Below are 18,777 nucleotides of genomic sequence, written 5' to 3'. Positions count from 1 at the left end.
GAACGGGAACGTATGAGTCTCGACGACCATGCCGAGGAACTCGCCTCCAGCCTCGGCGTTGACAAAGCGGAGGTCAAAGCGGACCTGAAGAACATGCAGGAGTACAGCGTTCCGATCGAAGAGGCCAAACAGAGCCTGCGCCGCAAGTACGGTGACGGCTCCCCCGAGGGCGTGGAAGCGACCGACAACCTCGCCGACGTGACGACGTCGACGAGCAGCGTCTCGACGACTGCGGTCGTTCTCTCCGCGGGCAAGCGCTCGATCCAGTACGGCGGCGACCAGCACGTCATCTTCGAGGGCGAGATGGCAGACGAAACCGACAAGCGCTCCTACACGGCGTGGGAGGACTTCGACCTCGAACCCGGCGACACGGTCGAAATCGGGAACGCCGACGTTCGCGAGTGGGAGGGTGAGGCCGAACTGAACCTCGGGGAGAGCACGAGCGTCGAACGCGTCGACGAATCGCTCGACGTCCCCTACGACATCGGCGGCGACGCCACGCTCGATGCAATCGAGTCGGGCGACCGGGGCGTCAACGTCGAGGTGCGCGTGCTCGACGTCGAACAGCGAACCATCGACGGCCGCGACGGCGAGACGGAAATTCTCAGCGGCGTCCTCGGAGACGGCACCGCCCGCCTTCCCTTCACCGACTGGGAGCCCAGACCGAAGATACAGGAGGGCGAGTCGGTTCGCATCGAAAATGCATTCGTCAGGGAGTTCCGCGGCGTTCCGTCGGTGAACGTCTCGGAGTTCTCGACGGTCAGCCGCCTCGACGAATCGGTCGAAGTCTCCGAATCCGCGCCCCGACGCTCGGTTCGCGCGGCGGTCGATTCTGGTGGGCTGTTCGACGTCGAACTGCAGGGCAACGTCGTCTCCATCCGGGACGGCTCCGGCCTCATCGAGCGCTGTCCGGAGTGTGGCCGCGTCACACAGAACGGCCAGTGTCGGAGTCACGGCGCAGTCGAGGGCGAGGACGACCTGCGCGTGAAGGCGATTCTCGACGACGGTACGGGCACAGTAACGGTCGTGCTCGACGATTCGATGACAGCTGAGGTGTACGGCGGCGACCTCGAAGCGGCGAAAGAGCACGCCCGCGACGCGATGGACCGAAGCGTCGTCGCTGACCAGATTCGGTCGGAAGTGGTCGGCCGGGAGTTCCGCGTCCGCGGGTCGCTGTCGGTCGACGAGTACGGCGCGAACCTCGAAGCCTCGGAGTTCGAGCCAGTGTCTGACTCGCCGAAATCACGTGCGCAGGCCCTGCTCGACGAGGTGACAGGATGAGCGACGCCGAGCAGGGCGGCGCTGGCCGCCGCGAAGTCGCCTATCGGATATTCGCAGTCGAATACGACGACGCCGACTACTCCTACTCCGAGAGCGACGAGGAGCGCGCCCCGAACTACGTCATCACCCCGACCGGCGCGCGCGTCAATCGCCTGTTCGTCGTCGGCGTTCTCACCGAAGTCGAACAGGTTAGCGACGACGTGCTCCGTGCGCGCGTCGTGGACCCGACTGGCGCGTTCGTGCTGTATGCGGGCCAGTACCAGCCAGACGAACAGGCCGTGCTCGAACGCCTCGACCCGCCAGCCTTCGTCGCCGTCACGGGCAAGGCCCGAACCTTCCAGCCCGAGGACTCCGATCAGGTCTTCACCTCGATTCGCCCCGAGAGCATCAACGAAGTCGACGACGAGACCCGCGACCGGTGGACGCTTCAGGCCGCAGAGCAGACCATCGACCGGATCGGCTGGATGGCGGCGGCGCTCGACCGCCCTGCCGAGGAACGCGAGGGCTGGCTGGACCAGCAGGACATCGACGACGGACTCGCGGCCGGGATACCGCTCGCCATCGACCACTACGGAACTACGCCGACGTATCTCGACGCGCTTCGGGAGACGGCACTCGATGCAGTCCGCGTCGTCGCAGACGAACTCGACGAGGTCGAACCCCCCAACCTCTCGCCCGACGCGACCGGCGACGTGCGCGCAGCGGACCTGGCCCGGGCGGACGTCGATATCTCGCCAGAGTCGGTTTCGGACGAGTCGGCGGCCGAGGCTGATGCCGCCGAAATTGATTTCGAGGAATCTCACGACAGTGACTCGACGCCCGACACGGTATCGGCCACCGCGACTGACGCCACTGCTGGTTCTGAAACTGCCGCGGCTGATGCGGAGACTGCGGACGTATCGGAAGAGTCTGCAGATTCCGAGAGCGAGGTGTCGGAGTCTGACGATCCAGCAGAGTCAGCGCCCGAAACGTCAGCCTCCGCCGAGACAGCGACTGAACTGTCAGAGCCAGCGTCCACAGAGCCAGAGTCGGGATCCGAAGAACTGGAATCGCCGTCCACGGAATCAGAGACCGGACCCGGAGACTTCGACCCCGACGAGTTCGAACTCGAACCCGAAACCCGCGAACAGATCGAGGAGGAGTACGGCACCGAATTCCAGTCCGGCACGGAGGTTGACGAACCCGGATCGGCCGACATCGAGACGCCGGAACCGGACGAACCTGAACGCCCGGAATCTGCTGACGTCGAGGAAGCCAGCCAACCGGACGAGACCGACGAGACGCCCGCTGAGCCTGCTGAATCGGTCGAAGCAGAAACCGCAGGTGAGGACGGGAGCGAGGAGCCATCCGAAGACGCAGACACCGACGAACCCGAGGATATGCAGGCGGCCCTGCTCTCGGTGATGCGCGAACTCGACGATGGGACGGGGACCGAGCGGGAGGCACTCGTGGCAGCGATGGAAGAGCGATACGGAACGTCCCCCTCCGCGGTCGACGAGGAGATTCAGACGGCGCTGATGGACGGGCAGTGCTACGAACCCGACGACGACACGCTCAAACCGATCTGACTGTGATCGAACCGGTTCCGGACCATCCGGCGGCGACCGCAGCGACCCCCGACGAACGACTGTTGATCATTGCTGACTACCACGCTGGCATCGAGACGGTGCTACGTACGGAAGGTGTCGAACTCGCGGACGGATCTGCCGAGCGTCGCGAGCGTCTCCTTTCGCTGCTCGTCGAAACAGACCCCGACCGACTCGTTGTTCTCGGTGACCTCATCCACAGCATCGGCACGCCGTGGGACGCAGAACGCGAGGAACTGGCGGCGCTGTTCGATAGCCTCTCGGTACCGGTCACGCTCGTCAGAGGCAACCACGACGGCGACATCGATTCGCTGTGTGCCGAACTGGACCACGACATCACCGTGACGCCGCCCGGCGGAACACGGGTCGGGTCGATCGGATTCGTTCACGGACACACCTATCCCGACCCCGACGTTCTCGACGTCGACGTTCTCTGTATGGGCCACGAGCATCCGGTGGTCCGACTCGAAGACGAAGTCGGCGGCCACCGCATCGAGCGGGTCTGGCTTCGCGGGACGCTCGATCTCGGGCCGTTCGAGGAGTTCCTCGCGAACTCATACGCTGCCGACTCGACCGGTTCGTCCGAACTCGTCGTCTTTCCCGCATTCAACGATCTTTCGGGGGGCACGTGGGTCAACGTCGCTGGACAGGAGTTTCTCTCCCCCTATCTGCCAGACGCGCTCGATTCGGGAGAAGCGTATCTGCTCGACGGCACTCGTTTGGGGCCGTATCGAGACGTGTGACCGTCGGTGACTGTCCAACGCGGCCGACGATCAGTACGGGCCGCGGTCACGGCCGAACCCGTCTTCGCGACTCTCGCACTCGCCGTTCTGGTTGATCACGACTCGGCCCTGATAGCCACACTGCCCGTTGTTGTTGTACTTGCATCGCTTACAGCGACATTCGAGATTCTTCGATGTGCTTCGTGATGCCATACCACTCTTTTGGGACGAACGACCTTCTATCTGATCGTCAGGTTGGTTCGGCCTGACACGTAGCGAGCGGAAGCCTACCCCTTCAGGGGTGGGAGGATGTCAAAGGCTCCGACGGGCTTAATCAGCGCGACGCCCTATCTGTGCCCGATGACTGAGTCCGAGTACGTCCAGGGGCCAGCGGCGTTTAGCGTGCTCGGCGAGTCGGTTCGAACGGCCCTCTCAGAGCGTGGCTGGGAGCAACCCACCGAGCCACAGCGTCGTGCGCTCGGACCGCTTTCGGCGGGCGAGAACGTGCTCGTGGTCGCCCCGACCGGTAGCGGGAAGACCGAGACTGCGATGTTGCCCGTGCTGGATGCGCTCGCCGACAGGGAGCGTTTCGGGATCGGTGCACTGTACGTGACGCCGCTGCGCGCGCTCAACCGCGACATGCGCGAGCGTCTCGACTGGTGGGGCGAGACGCTGGATCTCGATATCGACGTGCGCCACGGCGACACGACCGACTACCAGCGCCAGCAGCAGGCCGAGGATCCGCCGGACGTACTCGTGACGACGCCCGAGACGCTGCAGGCGATGCTGACCGGCACAAAGCTTCGCCGGGCGCTCGAAGACGTCGAACACGTCGTCGTCGACGAGATTCACGAACTCGCCGTCTCGAAGCGTGGGGCACAACTTGCTATCGGTCTCGAACGGCTTCGCGAACTCGCTGGCTCGTTCCAGCGGATCGGTCTCTCCGCGACCGTCGAGGATCCGGATGAAATCGGCCGCCTACTCACCGGCGGTCGGCCCTGCGAGACTGCCGTCGTCGACGTCGGCAGTTCGATCGATATCGCCGTTCGATGCCCGACGGTGACCGATGCCGACGATCGCCTTGCGAGCGAACTCGTCACCGACCCCGAAGTCGCCAGCCACGTTCGAGCGATCGATTCTCTCGTCTCTGACCACAGCGCGACCCTGATTTTCGTCAACACCCGACAGACCGCCGAGGCGCTCGGGTCGCGGCTGAAGGAGTACGGCACCGACGTGGGGATCCATCACGGCTCGCTCGCAACCGAATCGCGCGTCGCGGTCGAATCAGATTTCAAGGCGGGGGATCTGGACGCATTGCTGTGTACCTCCTCGATGGAACTGGGAATCGACGTGGGCCACGTCGACCACGTGGTCCAGTACAATAGCCCGCGACAGGTCACCCGACTCCTCCAGCGGATCGGCCGTGCGGGTCACCGCGAAGGCGCCGTTTCTTCGGGGACGATCGTCACGAGCCATCCCGACGACGTGCTCGAATCGGTCGTGATCGCACGCCGGGCACGCGCCGGTGCGGTCGAACCCGCCGACATCCACGAGGGGAGTCTCGATACGGTCGCCAATCAGGTCGCTGGCCTGCTGATGGGCCACGGCGAAATCAACGCCATGCGGGCCTACGAACTGGTCACGCGCGCCCACCCGTTTCGGGATCTGGAGGCGAGTCAGTTCCGGGCCGTGGTTCGCGAACTGGCCGACAACCGCGTGGTCTGGCTCGACGAGGACGCAGACCGCATCGAGAAGCGTCGCGGGACGTGGCAGTACTTCTACCGGAATCTCTCGATGATCCCCGACGAGACCACCTACGACGTCGAGGACGTGGCGAGCGGCCGTCAGGTCGGGACGCTCGACGAGCGCTTCGTCGTCAACTTCGCGACGCCCGGCGAGGTGTTCATCCAGGGCGGCGAGATGTGGCGCATCACGGAAGTCGACGAGGAGGAGGAACGGGTGACCGTCTCGCCTATCGAGGATCCCGCAGGCGAAGTCCCCTCCTGGAGCGGTCAGGAGATTCCCGTTCCCGAAGCGGTCGCGGGAGAAGTCGGCCAACTCCGCGGTGTCGCTGGGAGCCAACTCCAGTCGGGCGCATCGACTCCAGCAGTCGCGCGGGACCTGCAGTCTCGGTTTCCGGTCGCTGCGGAAGCGATCGAGGCGGGACTCACAGACCTCACGTCACACGTCGGGGACGGCCATCCGCTCCCGACCGACGACCACCTGCTCGTCGAGTTCAGCGGCGGGTCCGTAGTGGTGAACGCCTGTTTCGGTCACAAAATAAACGAGACGCTCGGCCGTCTGCTCTCTGCGCTTCTCGGCCAGCAGACCGGATCGAGCGTCGGCCTCGAAGTCGACCCCTATCGGATCGAACTCGACGTCTCCCGCACTGTCGCCGCCCGCGACGTGGTCGAGTTGCTGAAGACGACCGACCCCGACCACGTCCGGGACCTGATCGAACTCAGCCTCAAGAACGCCGACGCGCTGAAGTTCGAGGTTGCACAGGTCGCCGCCACCTTCGGCGCGCTCAAGCGCTGGCGGTCGAGCGGTCACACCTCGTTCGGGCGAAGTCGCCTGCTCGACGCGCTCGAAGGTACCCCTGTCTACGACGAGGCACTCCGCGCGCTGATCCACGAACAACTCGACATCGAGGGGACGAGTGCGGTGCTCGACCACATCCAGTCTGAACAGATCACCGTCGAGCGAATCGGGGAACACACGCCGGTCGGAACCGGCGGCCGAAACGCGGGCACGGAACTGCTGACGCCGGAGAACGCAGATGCGAGTGTCATCCAGACCGTCAAGGACCGAATCCAGGGCGACCGGGTGATCCTCTTCTGTCTGCACTGCAAGGAGTGGACGCGGACGACGCAGGTCAAACGCGTCGACGACCAGCCGACCTGTCCGAACTGTGATTCGACACAGGTTGCGGCGCTCAATCCGTGGGACGAGGAGACGGTCAAGGCAGTTCGCGCACCCGAGAAAGACGAGGAACAGCAACAGCAAACGGAGCGAGCGTACCGGTCTGCGAGTCTGGTGCAGAGCCACGGCAAGCGCGCTGTCATCGCACTCGCCGCCCGTGGTGTCGGCCCCCGAAACGCCGCCCGAATCATCAACAAACTCCGCGAGGACGAGGACGACTTCTACCGGGACATCCTCTCCCGCGAGCGCGAGTACGCACGGACGCGGTCGTTCTGGTGACCGGAATCACGGACAGCAAATAGACCGGACTCACGGACAGTAGATAGAAGTGACCACCCCCAAAAACCAGAGTCACAGACTAATGAAAGTGCTCGTGGACGGACTGTCCGTTGCGGAAAACCGCTCGACGTTTCTCGCCGGAGTGAAAGACGCTATCCCCGTTCTTACTGGGCTCGTTCCGTTCGGGATCATTCTCGGGATAACGGCAACTGAACTGGGTTTCACTACTGTGGAAATAGCGACGATGTCGGCGCTCGTCTATTCGGGTGCAGCACAACTTGCAGTCATGTTTCTCATGGAGGAAAGCGCCCTGTTGGCGCTCGTACTCGTGACTGCAGTCATGATCAGTCTGCGGTTCGCAATTTATAGTGCCTCTCTGGCACCGAAGTTTCACTCGTATTCACGCATCCGGAAGGCCGTGTACTCGTTTTTTCTCGTCGATCACCTGTATGCACTCTCGATTTCGTACTTTCGCGACCACGATGTCGAGCGGGGCCACTGGTACTACTTCGGTGCTGGCAGTATCTCGTGGGTCGCCTGGGTGATCGGAACTGCCGTCGGCGCGTCGATCGGTGTGGGCGTACCGGATGCGTTTCCTGTTGGGTTGGTGCTCCCGCTGGTGTTTATCGCGCTGTTGTTCCCGGTTCTCGAGGACCGGCCGAGTCTGGCGACTGCGGCCGTGGCTGGTAGCGTGGCTGTCGTCACTGCCCCGCTGGACTACAATCTTGGCTTGCTCCTCGGAGTGAGTTGCGGGCTGGCTGTCGGGGTGGTGCTCAACCGATGACCGCTATCGAAACCATGTCGACGCCGTGGCTCTGGACACATATTGTCGCCGTCGCCGTTGCCACGTACGCACTCCGTGCCTCTTTTATCGGGTTGTTCAGCTATTATGACGTGCCCGCTGAAGTGAAAGAGCAACTGAACCTCGTCCCTCCGGCGGTCCTGGCAGCGCTTGCGCTGCCACCACTGCTCTACCGGGAGGGAACGTACCATCTCGCTCCTGGCAATCCATTTCTCCTTGCTGGACTCGTCGGAGCACTCGTTGCGTGGCAGACTGAGAATCTGCTCGGGACGCTCATCGCGGGCTTTCTGACGTACTTCGTGATCACCATCTGATGGTCGGATTCTCAGTTCTTTCAGCCTATCACTCTTTCAGAATTTTATAGAACGTGTTGAATACAGCGGATAGATCTATCAGCGCGGTCAGTTGGGGTCGTTTCACATTTTGGCTCTGGCTGTATTCACCGTTGGGCGACGACCATCGATTCTGGGCCGGGTAGCTGTTCGATCCGCGGATCGGTGAATCCGACTCCGCGGAGCCACTCGATACACTCACTGTGGGTGTAGTCGAACCCATTTGGTGTCTCGACGAGCATGTTGAGGCTCATGAGCAGTCCCATCTCATTCTCGCGGCGTTCCTCGTCTATCATCGTTCCGTATATGATGACTGCACCGTCATCGGTAACAGCCTCAGCTACTTTATCGAGAATCTGTTGTCGCTCGTCGAGATCCCAGTCGTGAAGGATATGTCCGAGGATGTACACGTCTGCCTTCGGAAGGGGTTCGTCCCCGAAGAAATCGCCGGTTTGGAACTCGATGCGGTCAGCGACGGGACTCTCGCCAGCAATTCCCTGAAAGTACGGTTCGACTCGGGGGAGATCGACACCAGTAGCACGGATGTGATCGTTCTCCTCGGCGATACGTTTGGGGACGATGCCTTCGCTGGTCCCCAGATCTAGTACTGTATCGTACTCCTGCCAGGGGAACTCGTGTGCCAACGCGTTCGCCACGCCCATACTCATCCCCGTCATCGCGCCGACGAACTGTTCGAGACGTTCGTCGTCTTCGTAAATCGCCTCGAATGGGTGGGTCTCAGTACCCTCAAGTTCGTTGGTTGGCTTGCCGGTTCGAAGCCCTTCTTCGAGGTCGCCCCAGAACGGATACAGTCGGTCGTTGGCCATCTCGAATATGCCACCAATATACGACGGCTTTCCCGAAACGAGAAACGCCTCCGCTTCGGGTGTATTCTGATACACACCGCCCTCACGGTCGAGAACGTCGAGCGCAACCAACGCGTCAAAGAAGTCAGCAGAACTTCGTGGGTGAAGGCCGAGATCATTCTCTAACTGTTCTTTGGTTCGTGGGTTATCCGACAGCGCATCGAAGACGCCGAGACGTACGGCTGTGAGAAGTGTCTTCGACGCCTGGAAGCCGAACCCGATCTTCATGAGGTGGTCGGGCTTGGGACGCTCTTCTACCATGGTCTTCGATAACACGGACCGCCAACGTAAATTATTAATCGTTATATATGTATTTATAACTATCCACATCGATACGGAAGAACCGTTTCGGTTGCTAGGTACGCACTCGGTACACAGTACGACACGCATTCACACACTTCTGATCGGACGGGCAACAATCAATTGGCACAGCTCCAGAGTAGTTGGTTCATCGAACGGGAAATCAATACGAGTCCACGAGACTAACCATCGCATATCCGACACGATACTCAATCGTGGTGCTCTCGTGTTTAACAGAACATCGACGCACGACGATGGCATCTCTGAGCCAACTCATTTGATCAGTGAGAACACTGAAGACAGTTCCAGCACACCCACAAGCTAATGCGACTCGAAGAGTACTGGGGAGTCGGCCCGAAGACCCGTGATCTGCTGGCCGAACAGTTGGGTGTCGAGGCCGCGCTCGAGGCAATCGAGAGCGCCGACGTGCGGCGACTCACCGACGCTGGACTGGCCCGCGGGCGTGCGACCCGGATTCTCCGCCACGCCCACGGCGGCGCAGCGATGGACGTACTCGCGACGCGGGACAGTCGGAACGTCTACAAGGAACTACTCGACCTCGTTAGTTCGTATGCAGTCACCGACGACGCGGCAGACCGGATCCGGATCCTGACGCCGCTGTCGACCGAGGCGGCGATGGCGGAGCGACTCGACGACGTGATGGAGGCCCGCGAAAGCTGGGACCGACTCGCTGCGGACGAACGGGACACCGTACTTGCTGCCTTCGACACCTACGACGAGCGCGGCGGCGGCGAGCGAGCGGGCGTGCAGGCCGCGCTCGAACTCGCCGAGGCTGGCTTCGCTGAGGGCGTGTTCGAACCGCTCTCTGCGCTCGACCAGTCGACGCTACGCGATGGGCTGGCTGCACTCGCAGGACTAGAAGGCGACGACCGCGTCGGGAGCGGGGCCGACGACCGACTCGACGAACTCCGCGACCAGCTCGGAGCGGTCGAGGATATGGCCGCCACGCCGGGAACCGTCGTCGAGGAAATCCAGTCCGCCGCACGTGGCACCGACCAGCTTCGGGAGTCACTCGCCCGCCACGTCACGAGCGAGACGGGAATCGACGTTGCCGCCGTTCGCGAGGCGATGCCATCCGAAGCGACCGACGCGCGCGGGTTCGTCGGCGAGACGCTTCGAACACTGGCCGACGACCGCCGAACTGCGGTCGAAGAGCGCGAACAACAGGTCGCGGCGACACTCGAAACAGATCTGGACGCCGCACGCGAGGAGATAGACGCCGCTGTCGACGCGACTTCTGACATCGCGGTGTCCATCTCGCTCGCTCGGTTCGCGCTCGCCTTCGACCTGTCCCGGCCACAGTTCGTCGACAGCGAGGTCACCGGTGTCGTCGACGCCCGGAACCTGTTTCTGGAAGACGCTGGCGTGTCCGTCCAGCCAGTGACGTACGCCGTCGGCGACCACAATCTCGACGTCGCGAGTGCGAACGCGCCACCGACCGGCGACCGCGTCGCCGTCCTGACGGGGGCCAACAGTGGCGGGAAGACGACGCTTCTGGAGACGCTCTGTCAGGTGCAACTGCTCGCGCAGATGGGCCTTCCCGTTCCTGCACGCGAGGCGCAACTCAACCCAGTCGATCGGATCGTCTTCCACCGACGGCACGCGAGTTTCAACGCGGGCGTGCTCGAATCGACGCTCCGAACGGTGGTGCCCCCGCTGTCGGAGGCCGGGCGGACGCTGATGCTCGTCGACGAGTTCGAGGCGATCACCGAACCCGGCAGCGCTGCCGACCTGCTGCACGGGTTGGTCACGCTGACCGTCGAGAAGGACGCGCTGGGCGTGTTCGTCACCCACCTCGCCGACGACCTGGAACCGCTCCCCGAGACGGCCCGCACCGACGGCATCTTCGCCGAGGGACTGACGACTGACCTCGAACTGCAGGTCGACTATCAGCCCCGCTTTGGCACCGTCGGCCGGTCGACGCCGGAGTTTATCGTCTCGCGACTCGTCGCCAACGCCGACGACCCCGCCGAGCGCGTCGACTACCAGACGCTGGCCGAAGCCGTCGGCGAAACCGCCGTCCAGCGGACGCTCGCCGATGCCGAGTGGTCGCAAAACTGAGTCACCCGACGCTCATCGGCTGGATGAACAGGTACGTCAGTATCGAGAGTGCAAGCGGGAAGACGACACCCGTAATCGCGAGGACGCCGATGAGCGAAAACAGCGACACCCCGAAGACAGTAGTCAACACGATTGGCAACAGGACGGTCCAGACGCCGAAGACGACGACGGCGACGTTCGGGATGCTCTGGAGGAACGCGACGATGAGCACCGCACACATCGCGACGATAATGTTGACTGCGAGCGGGAAGGTCCGAAACAGTGCGCCAAACAGTAACACGGGGTAGACGAGAAACGTTGCGCCGAGTAACACGAGCGCCTGCTGTGAGGAGAAGATACCGCCCTTGGCGCGGAGGCTGTCTTCCCCGCGCCGAACGGCGTAGGACCCGCCCGTATTCCAGGTTCGCCAGCTATCCTCCCACTCCCCGTCTGTCGTGTACGCCGCGTCGTTCCACGTCCCGGCCCGGCCCTGCCGTGACTCCTGACTTCGCTGGCTGCCACGACCTGCCGTCGCTCTCTCGCCGCGAACGTCTCCGGTCCGATTGCTCTGCTCTCTCGCTCGGCGCTGTCGGTTTCGTGCTCGATTGCGTCGCTGTCTATGGGTCGTTCCCCGCCCCGACTCGCGTTGTGTTTCCCTCCCAGCAGCGTCACCGTGAGAACGCGATCCGACTGAGCCCGTCTGCGATTGCCCTGTCGTGCTCGAATTGCTCGAACGACCACCCTGAACTGTAGTCGTCGGATCCTCCCCCACGTATGCGTCGTGGCCGATTCTGTCGTACCGTGCGCGCTCGGCCTCGTCGGTCAGCGTCTCCTTTGCGTCGATGAGCCGTTTCGTCCGCTCGCTCGCGTCCTCGTGGTCGCTGACGTCCGGATGTGTCTCCTTGAGCTTTCGCCTGTAGGCCTGCTCTATCTCTTCAGTGGTGGCATCGGGAGAGATGTCGAGCAGGTCGTAGTAGCTCTCCATGTGGTCTGCGTGTCGGATTACGGACATCCCGACCATAAAACTCCGGTCCGTCGAAGCGACCGTTCACCCGAAGGCCACTAATCGAGTCACGGCGACTCGTCTGGGGGGCTCATACTGTTGGCTGTCCCATCTCGAACATCCTTCGCCACCAGAAGTGGCGCATCTTTGTAGGTACGTACAGCCGACAGTATCACTCGTCGCCGAGGATCACGCGCTCGGTCATCTTCCGGGGGTCGAGCACCTCGTCGGCCTCCTCCTCGGTCAGATACCCCTTCTCGATTGCGACCTCTCTGACCGTCTTGTCCTCCTTGAGTGCGGTCTTTGCGACTTCGCTCGCCTTGTCGTATCCGATTGCAGGATTGAGCGCGGTGGCGAGTGCCATGCTCTGGTTGACGCGCTCTTCGCAGTGGTCCTTGTTTGCCTCCAGTTTCGCGACGAAGCGCTCGGCGAACACCTCGCTCCCGTTCGCGAGCAGGCGCGTCGACTGGAGGAGGTTGTGCGCGAGCACCGGCTTGTAGAGGTTCAGGTCGATCTGTCCCTCGGCAGCACCCGCACTGACGGCGGCGTCGTTGCCGACGACCTGCTTGTGCACCTGATTGACCGCCTCCGCCACGACGGGGTTGATCTTGCCCGGCATGATCGAGGATCCGGGCTGGTTCTCTGGCTGTTCGATCTCACCGAGACCGTTCCGCGGCCCGGACGCGAGCAGTCGAAGGTCGTTTGCAATCTTGTTGAGACTTCCGGCGACTGTTCGCAGCGCGCCGTGGGCCTCGCTCATCGCGTCGTGGGCGGCCTGCGCCTCGAAGTGGTTGTCGGCTTCACGGAATTCGATCCCGGTCTCCTCGCTGATGTACTCGGCCGCGCGTTCGGGGAATTCGGGGTGGGTGTTCAGACCCGTCCCGGTCGCGGTGCCGCCGAGTGCGAGTTCGGCCAGTCGGGGCTGTGCACTTTCGACGCGTTCGATCCCTTTCTCGATCTGTGTGCGGTAGCCGCCGAACTCCTGACCGAGTCTGACCGGCGTCGCGTCCTGCAGGTGTGTTCGCCCCGTCTTGACGACGTCGTCGAACTCCGCCTCCTTCTCGGCCAGTTCCTCGCGGAGCGTTTCCAGCGCGGGGAGGAGATCCTTCTGGAGCGCTTCGAGGCTCGCGACGTGCATCGCTGTCGGGATGACGTCGTTGCTCGACTGACCGTAGTTGACGTGGTCGTTGGGGTGGATCTCTCGCGATCCGATCTCTGCGCCGTACAGTTCGCTCGCTCGGTTCGCGATCACCTCGTTCGCGTTCATGTTCGAGGAGGTGCCAGAGCCAGTCTGGAACACGTCGACGGGGAACTGGTCGTCGTGCTCCCCGGCAATAACCTCGTCTGCGGCCTCGATGATACAGGACGCTCGCTCCTCTTCGACCAGACCGAGGTCGCGATTGGCCTGTGCCGCGGCCTTCTTGACGACTCCGAGCGCGCGCACAAAGCGTCGTCCGAAGGTGACCTTGCTGATCGGGAAGTTGCCGATCGCTCGCTGGGTCTGTGCCCCCCAGTATGCGTCCGCCGGTACCTCCATCTCGCCGAGACTGTCCTGCTCGATTCGGTAGTCCTCGCTCATATCTGCGGTTCGAGAGCGAGCGCGTAAAATGTACTGATACGGTCGTCACAGCGGGCAGAGTCTCCCGCGATATGGCGGCTAGAATCCGGGGCCGCGCCCGCCCGAACGGTCACTCGTCGCGGTGGCGGTGCCGGCGGGTTCGTCACCGAACGCCGAGCCAGCCTCGCCGACGTCGAGCAGTCCGGCGACCTTTCGCCGATTCACTTCGCCGATGCGGTCGGCGATGGTCTCGATAAGTTCGACTGTCGGTTCGTTGACCGCGCTCCCTTCCTGCTTAACCACCGGATCGACGGTGCCGTCGGCCCCGTAATCGGAGTGGATCGGCAGCGAGCCGAGCAGGTTCACGTCGTAATCGTCCGCGATGACCGATGCCCCTTCCTCCCCGAAGGGGTCGTGGGAGTCGCCGCAACTCGGACAGTGAAACGTCGACATGTTCTCGACGATGCCAAGCACGGGCGTCTCGTGTTTGGCAAAGAGTCTGAGCCCCTTCCGGGCATCGTCGACAGCCATCTGCTGAGGCGTCGTCACGATGGCGACGCCGGTGACGGGCAGCGACTGGAGCAAGTCTAGCGAGGCGTCGCCGGTGCCCGGCGGCAGGTCGACCACCAGATAGTCGAGGTCGCCCCAGCGGACGTTCTCGATGAAGTGGGTCATCACGTTGTTGACCATCGGCCCGCGCATGATCGTCGGGTCGTCCTGCTGTTTCGTCATGAAGCCCATGCTCATCACCTTCACACCGTCCGAGTCCGGCGGGAGAATCGTCTCCTCGTTCTCGGTCACCTTCGGCTCCTCGTCGACGGGCAGAATCCGCGGCACGTTCGGGCCGTGGATGTCCGCATCGAGCAGACCCACGCGAGCGCCGAGTTTATCGAGTCCTGCAGCGAGGTTCGCCGCCACCGTCGTCTTGCCGACGCCGCCCTTTCCGGAGGCGACTGCGATGACGTTTCGGACGTTCGGGAACACCTCCTCGTCGAAGCCCTGCTCGGCGGTGACGTTCGCGCGAAGGTCCGGTTCCAGTCCAGCCTCGGAGATTACGTCGCGAATCTCGCTGCCCAGATCCATCTCCGCTGGGGCAAATGGGGAGTTGAACGCGAGTGAGATTCTCGCCGTGTCTCCCTCGATTGCGATGTCGTTGATCAGGCCCATCGAGACGATATCCTCGCCGACCTGAGGGTCTTCGACCGCTGACAGTCGGTCTTCGAGTTCGGCCGCTGAGAGAGTCATACGAGAGATTGGGCGTCGAGAAAGGTGTCCCTTTCGGGTTCGATACGCGCGACAGTCGACGAGTGTGACAATTCGACCGGGAGAACAGCGACCGCGAATCGGGCTACGAGAAGAACAGTATCCGAATCGCGATCGTTATCGAGAACAGACCGCCCCAGAGTGCGGTCACCAGTGCCAAGAACGTCGACGTTCCCAGTATCGTGGTCCGGATGTTTCGCGGTCGCCCCAGGAACCAGCCCAGGAAGGCGACGTACACCGGCAGCCCGATGACCATGAAGATGACCCAGACGCCGGGGTTGAGCACTTCCCAGGTCATGCTGTCACCTCCTCGTCACTGGCATCGCCGTGTCCGTTCCCGTGGTCGTCGTGGCCCTCGACCGCGTGGAGTTCGACGACTGGGATCACCTTGACGATGACGAGGAAGATGAGCGAGCACATCGCGATGGTCGCGGCAAGCGAGAGTCCCTCGACAAGACTTGGAACGTACACGCCCGGCACACCGCTGTAGAGGTCGAACGTCGGGTACTGAAGCCCTTCGACCACGAAGAGAATCTTCTCGGAGAGCGTCGCGTACAGCACCAGGAAGGAGACTGCAAGCGAGCGGTTCTTGGTGAAGACCCGTTCGTTGACCGCCTGTGCGAAGATGTACGCGAGGACGATAGTCATCACGATCACAACGAGGATGAACACCTCGTTTGAGAGTTTGGCGTAGGCGAACTTCTGCAGGTCGGCGGGTGCTGCGAAGACGCCGTTGATGACCTGCTGCAGCTGGAGCCAGATGAAAAGCAGGGAGAAGAGGCCGAGCCACATCGTCAGCCCGCGGAAGACCTCATCAGGCAGTACTGCTTCCCAGTCGTACGCCCAGCGCATCGCATACGAGAGGATGATGACGCCGCTTATCGCCGACGTGAGCGCAATCGTCAGGAACTGTGGACCCTGCACTGCGCCCTGCCAGCCCGGCATCGACGGCAGCAGTGAGAACAGCCACGGAATCACGCCACCGTGCAACAGGAGTGGCGCGAGCACGATGATACCGAGCGCGAGCCACCAGACCATCCGCTCGATGATCTCGTCTTCCTCTTCGCTGTATCCGAGTAGCATGATCTTGTAGACCGGCCCGAGAATCGATGGGAGTCGATGTCGGAGCCGCGCGATGTCGTACCTGAGCGTCAGTGCCAGATAGGTGGCGGTCAACACGAAATACAGCGTGATGACCGTCACGTCCCAGACGAGCGGCGAACTCTGCACCGTCGTCGGATACGCGGGGAGAATGCTGAGTACCAGCCGGTCGGGACGACCAGTGTGAACGACGATGTACAGCCCGGCCATACTCAGCGCGGCAATCGTCAGCAGTTCGGCCATTCGCGCGACCGGCTGATAGCGGTCCATTCCGAACAGCCGGACAGCCGCAGAGAGAATGATTCCGCCGTGGGCGATGCCGACCCACCAGATGAACGCGCCGATGTACAGCCCCCAGGTGACACCGCCACCGCTTCCCCAGTCACCAAGGCTGGTGACGATGAGGCCTTCCTGAAGCTGGTAGCCCCAACCGGCCAGCCAGACCATCGTGACGGCGATACACGCGCCGACAGCGACGTACCACCAGCGCGACGTGTTCTCGATGGGCCGAAGGATGTGGTCCGGCCCCGCTTCGCTCGTTGCCATCGTTAGGCCTCCTCCTCAGGTGGGCCGCTTGGCCCGTAATCGAGGTGCTCTTTGCGGTTGGACTTGACCGGGACGCCCCACTTGTTGCCAAGTGATTCGTAGGCGACGGGACCGTCTATCTGCTGGGCGTTGGGTGACGGCTCGTTCCCGAGGTACGTGATGTTCGGCTCGGTGCCAAGGTCTTCGAGCAGTTTGAACGCCGAGAGCTTGCCCCAGTCGGTGACTGTCGACTCCCAGGCTTCGTCGCCTTCGAGTTCGGTGTCGTTGTCGAACTCTTGGTCCGCTCTGCGTCTGAGGTACTCGCGGGGTCGACTCTCCTCGTCAGACATGTCTCCGAAGTGGATTGCGCTCATGCCCGCGCGGTCGCACGCGTCCATGCACGCAGTGGTCCCTCTCGGGTTGTCCGTGTGCTCGTCCTGTCTGGACGGACAGAACGTACACTTGCCCATCGTTCCGATCGGCGGTCGGCTGTCGGTCCACCAGCCGCGTTCGTCGTAGACGTGGTCGTTGGCCTCCGAGAGCGCCTCGTGGCGCTCCTCTTCGTCCATCGCACGCACTTCCTCTGGGGTCTCATCCAGGTGCGTGATCTCGTGCATATCGACGTCGGGTTCGCCCCACTGGAAGTAGTTGACACCGTAGGGACAGGCGACCTGACAGTACCGACAGCCGATACAGGTCTCGTAGTTCGTGAGTACGAGGCCGTCGTGTTCGCGAGCGTGGCGTGCACGAACCGGACAGACCTTCGCGCAGGGCGCGTTCGAACAGTGCTGGCAAGGTCGAACCAGAAAGTTCTCCTGCTCGGTGTTGTCGTCCTCGTAGGCGAAGACGTACATCCAGTTCGCACCGGTCGAGGTACCGTTCTCGTCGATACAGCCCGAGACACAGGCGAGACAGCCATCGCACCGTTCGAGGTCGATGACCATCCCCCATCGGCTTTCGAGGTCGTCGCCCTCGGCCGGTCGGAGGTTGTTCGCGTCGTCAGGGATATCCGCCTGTTCGTCTCCACGGCTGTCGACGGTTGCGTACGCGCCGTATGCGAGAAACGCCGCGCCCGCACCGGTCTTTTTCATCATGTCCCGGCGGGACATGTCGTCGGTTTCGAGGTCGATGTCCTGGAGCGATTCGAGCATCGATTCGCTGTCCAGGTCGTCGACTTCGGAGGTGTCGACGTCGTCGAGAACGGGTCGGTCGTCCTCCTCGAACTCGGCCTCGACGTCCTCGTGGTATTCTGCGTAAAACTCCTCTTCGGATAGTTCACCAGCGACCAGTCGCTGGGCGTCCCGTGCCATCTGCATCCCTAGATCCGCGTCGTAGTCGGTCTCCTCGAGCTCTTCGCGCATCCGGTCTTCCCACTCTTTACCCATCGGGTGGAACGACTCGTCGGTCTCGTAGGGATGTCTCGCTTCGTCTTCTTGTGTATCGTCCGTGCTCATTCGATTTCACCGTGTCCAGATCTGTTGTTCGTTCGATCCACGCTACTCGACGACTACTGCACCGTGGTGTCCATTTCCTTGATGGGGGATACAGTAGTACATGAAGTTGCCGGTCTCCTCGAAGGCGTAACTGAACTCGTCGCCCTCGTTCTGGATGCCACTGTCGAACAGGTCATCAGTAGACGTGACCGAGTGACCACTCGATTGCCACTCCCACTGCACTGTGGTTCCCGAATCGACGATGACCGCCGCCGGGCCAAAGCGGAAGTTGCCACCCGGGCCGACATCGACCGTGGCCTCGCTCTCACCGCGATAGTCGACGAGTTCGCCTTCGTAGCCGTTCGCGTTGTTGTCCCCGAGGTATCCGTCGACCTCTTCAGGAACGTCGCTGACGGTCTCCGGTGAACCGCTATCGTCGCCATCACCTTCATCATCACCACCATCTCCGTCGCCGGAACAGCCCGCGAGTCCGACCGTCGCAGCTGCCCCAGCCGCCATCAACATCTTTCGTCGCTGTGGATCGACCGTGGTCATAGTTCTCGTCGGTGCGGGATTGTAACCACTCCCGATTGAATGCTTCGATTCAGCCGTTCCTGAACGGTGAGAAGACGGCGAACATTTAAGTTGGATCTCGAAGTAGCTTCGAGACCATTTAGCGTACTTTCTCAGCGAGTACCACAGTCGGCACTCGGATACGGAAACCTGCGGCGGTGGTCGTCTCG

16 protein-coding genes are annotated in these 18,777 nt (G+C 62.6%); 7 read left to right on the top strand and 9 right to left on the bottom strand.

What is annotated here, in order from left to right; genetic code table 11:
* Positions 1 to 12 precede the first annotated feature (12 nt).
* Genes ACMGFL_RS09960 through ACMGFL_RS09950 form a run of 3 tightly spaced genes read left to right on the top strand, consistent with a single transcriptional unit; the run spans position 13 to position 3,610 of the window.
* Positions 13 to 1,281: a Single-stranded DNA binding protein gene (locus tag ACMGFL_RS09960; protein WP_436935389.1), complete on the top strand. Its 1,269-nt coding sequence runs from the start codon at positions 13 to 15 to the stop codon at positions 1,279 to 1,281.
* Positions 1,278 to 2,849, top strand: coding sequence for an RPA family protein (locus tag ACMGFL_RS09955; protein ID WP_436935388.1), 1,572 nt, complete (start codon positions 1,278 to 1,280; stop codon positions 2,847 to 2,849). Before ACMGFL_RS09960 ends, ACMGFL_RS09955 begins: the two co-directional genes overlap by 4 nt.
* Entirely contained in the window at positions 2,846 to 3,610 is a 765-nt protein-coding gene (locus ACMGFL_RS09950; RefSeq protein ID WP_436936439.1) for a metallophosphoesterase, read from the top strand. The genes ACMGFL_RS09955 and ACMGFL_RS09950 overlap by 4 nt, the downstream gene beginning before the upstream one ends.
* A gap of 30 nt (positions 3,611 to 3,640) precedes the next feature.
* Here the strand turns inward: ACMGFL_RS09950 and ACMGFL_RS09945 are convergent, their stop codons facing one another.
* Positions 3,641 to 3,802: a hypothetical protein gene (locus tag ACMGFL_RS09945; protein WP_436935387.1), complete on the bottom strand. Its 162-nt coding sequence runs from the start codon at positions 3,800 to 3,802 to the stop codon at positions 3,641 to 3,643.
* A 147-nt stretch (positions 3,803 to 3,949) separates the two neighbouring features.
* Between ACMGFL_RS09945 and ACMGFL_RS09940 the strand changes: the two genes are divergently transcribed.
* The 3 genes from ACMGFL_RS09940 (at position 3,950) to ACMGFL_RS09930 (ending at position 7,906) form a co-directional block, all read left to right on the top strand.
* Positions 3,950 to 6,790, top strand: a complete 2,841-nt coding sequence (locus tag ACMGFL_RS09940; protein WP_436935386.1) for a DEAD/DEAH box helicase — start codon at positions 3,950 to 3,952, stop codon at positions 6,788 to 6,790.
* Positions 6,791 to 6,872: 82 nt separating this feature from the next.
* The gene (locus ACMGFL_RS09935; protein ID WP_436935385.1) at positions 6,873 to 7,574 is read left to right on the top strand and encodes an AzlC family ABC transporter permease; all 702 of its coding nucleotides are present in this window, start codon (positions 6,873 to 6,875) and stop codon (positions 7,572 to 7,574) included.
* The gene (locus tag ACMGFL_RS09930; RefSeq protein WP_436935384.1) at positions 7,571 to 7,906 is read left to right on the top strand and encodes an AzlD domain-containing protein; all 336 of its coding nucleotides are present in this window, start codon (positions 7,571 to 7,573) and stop codon (positions 7,904 to 7,906) included. Before ACMGFL_RS09935 ends, ACMGFL_RS09930 begins: the two co-directional genes overlap by 4 nt.
* Before the next feature lie 125 nt (positions 7,907 to 8,031).
* Here the strand turns inward: ACMGFL_RS09930 and ACMGFL_RS09925 are convergent, their stop codons facing one another.
* Positions 8,032 to 9,051, bottom strand: a complete 1,020-nt coding sequence (locus ACMGFL_RS09925) for a methyltransferase (protein ID WP_436935383.1) — start codon at positions 9,049 to 9,051, stop codon at positions 8,032 to 8,034.
* A 363-nt stretch (positions 9,052 to 9,414) separates the two neighbouring features.
* On the opposite strand from ACMGFL_RS09925, the gene ACMGFL_RS09920 reads away from it, so the two are divergent.
* Positions 9,415 to 11,172: a MutS-related protein gene (locus tag ACMGFL_RS09920; RefSeq protein ID WP_436935382.1), complete on the top strand. Its 1,758-nt coding sequence runs from the start codon at positions 9,415 to 9,417 to the stop codon at positions 11,170 to 11,172.
* A gap of 1 nt (position 11,173) precedes the next feature.
* On the opposite strand, the gene ACMGFL_RS09915 is transcribed toward ACMGFL_RS09920, so the two are convergent.
* The 7 genes from ACMGFL_RS09915 to ACMGFL_RS09885 all read right to left on the bottom strand — a co-directional run bounded on the left by ACMGFL_RS09915 (position 11,174) and on the right by ACMGFL_RS09885 (position 18,589).
* A complete protein-coding gene (locus tag ACMGFL_RS09915; RefSeq protein WP_436935381.1) occupies positions 11,174 to 12,163 on the bottom strand; it encodes a J domain-containing protein in 990 nt (329 codons plus the stop codon).
* Positions 12,164 to 12,326: 163 nt separating this feature from the next.
* Positions 12,327 to 13,733 (bottom strand): class II fumarate hydratase, encoded by a 1,407-nt coding sequence (locus ACMGFL_RS09910; protein ID WP_436935380.1) that lies wholly within the window; start codon positions 13,731 to 13,733, stop codon positions 12,327 to 12,329.
* Between the two features lie 78 nt (positions 13,734 to 13,811).
* On the bottom strand, positions 13,812 to 14,957 hold the full coding sequence (locus ACMGFL_RS09905) for an Mrp/NBP35 family ATP-binding protein (protein WP_436935379.1): 1,146 nt from the start codon (positions 14,955 to 14,957) through the stop codon (positions 13,812 to 13,814).
* Between the two features lie 103 nt (positions 14,958 to 15,060).
* The gene (locus ACMGFL_RS09900; RefSeq protein ID WP_436935378.1) at positions 15,061 to 15,273 is read right to left on the bottom strand and encodes a hypothetical protein; all 213 of its coding nucleotides are present in this window, start codon (positions 15,271 to 15,273) and stop codon (positions 15,061 to 15,063) included.
* A complete protein-coding gene (nrfD, locus tag ACMGFL_RS09895; protein WP_436935377.1) occupies positions 15,270 to 16,622 on the bottom strand; it encodes an NrfD/PsrC family molybdoenzyme membrane anchor subunit in 1,353 nt (450 codons plus the stop codon). Before nrfD ends, ACMGFL_RS09900 begins: the two co-directional genes overlap by 4 nt.
* A gap of 2 nt (positions 16,623 to 16,624) precedes the next feature.
* The gene (locus ACMGFL_RS09890) at positions 16,625 to 18,055 is read right to left on the bottom strand and encodes a 4Fe-4S ferredoxin N-terminal domain-containing protein (RefSeq protein ID WP_436935376.1); all 1,431 of its coding nucleotides are present in this window, start codon (positions 18,053 to 18,055) and stop codon (positions 16,625 to 16,627) included.
* A gap of 42 nt (positions 18,056 to 18,097) precedes the next feature.
* A complete protein-coding gene (locus ACMGFL_RS09885; protein WP_436935375.1) occupies positions 18,098 to 18,589 on the bottom strand; it encodes a plastocyanin/azurin family copper-binding protein in 492 nt (163 codons plus the stop codon).
* Between the last annotated feature and the right edge of the window lie 188 nt (positions 18,590 to 18,777).

Origin of the sequence: Halovenus marina, assembly GCF_051414115.1 — an archaeon.
GTDB lineage: Archaea > Halobacteriota > Halobacteria > Halobacteriales > Haloarculaceae > Halovenus > Halovenus marina.
The sequence above is the reverse complement of the archived record's forward strand: the minus strand, read 5'-3'. Positions and strand labels throughout refer to the sequence as shown.

Excerpts from the sequence above, each read along its gene's own strand:
- ACMGFL_RS09960 (WP_436935389.1), top strand. The coding sequence starts at position 13 with ATGAGTCTCGACGACCATGCCGAGGAACTCGCCTCCAGCCTCGGCGTT.
- nrfD (WP_436935377.1), bottom strand. The coding sequence starts at position 16,622 with ATGGCAACGAGCGAAGCGGGGCCGGACCACATCCTTCGGCCCATCGAG.
- ACMGFL_RS09910 (WP_436935380.1), bottom strand. The coding sequence starts at position 13,733 with ATGAGCGAGGACTACCGAATCGAGCAGGACAGTCTCGGCGAGATGGAG.
- ACMGFL_RS09900 (WP_436935378.1), bottom strand. The coding sequence starts at position 15,273 with ATGACCTGGGAAGTGCTCAACCCCGGCGTCTGGGTCATCTTCATGGTC.
- ACMGFL_RS09920 (WP_436935382.1), top strand. The coding sequence starts at position 9,415 with ATGCGACTCGAAGAGTACTGGGGAGTCGGCCCGAAGACCCGTGATCTG.
- ACMGFL_RS09945 (WP_436935387.1), bottom strand. The coding sequence starts at position 3,802 with ATGGCATCACGAAGCACATCGAAGAATCTCGAATGTCGCTGTAAGCGA.
- ACMGFL_RS09905 (WP_436935379.1), bottom strand. The coding sequence starts at position 14,957 with ATGACTCTCTCAGCGGCCGAACTCGAAGACCGACTGTCAGCGGTCGAA.
- ACMGFL_RS09885 (WP_436935375.1), bottom strand. The coding sequence starts at position 18,589 with ATGACCACGGTCGATCCACAGCGACGAAAGATGTTGATGGCGGCTGGG.
- ACMGFL_RS09955 (WP_436935388.1), top strand. The coding sequence starts at position 1,278 with ATGAGCGACGCCGAGCAGGGCGGCGCTGGCCGCCGCGAAGTCGCCTAT.
- ACMGFL_RS09890 (WP_436935376.1), bottom strand. The coding sequence starts at position 18,055 with ATGAGCACGGACGATACACAAGAAGACGAAGCGAGACATCCCTACGAG.
- ACMGFL_RS09935 (WP_436935385.1), top strand. The coding sequence starts at position 6,873 with ATGAAAGTGCTCGTGGACGGACTGTCCGTTGCGGAAAACCGCTCGACG.
- ACMGFL_RS09925 (WP_436935383.1), bottom strand. The coding sequence starts at position 9,051 with ATGGTAGAAGAGCGTCCCAAGCCCGACCACCTCATGAAGATCGGGTTC.
- ACMGFL_RS09940 (WP_436935386.1), top strand. The coding sequence starts at position 3,950 with ATGACTGAGTCCGAGTACGTCCAGGGGCCAGCGGCGTTTAGCGTGCTC.
- ACMGFL_RS09915 (WP_436935381.1), bottom strand. The coding sequence starts at position 12,163 with ATGTCCGTAATCCGACACGCAGACCACATGGAGAGCTACTACGACCTG.
- ACMGFL_RS09930 (WP_436935384.1), top strand. The coding sequence starts at position 7,571 with ATGACCGCTATCGAAACCATGTCGACGCCGTGGCTCTGGACACATATT.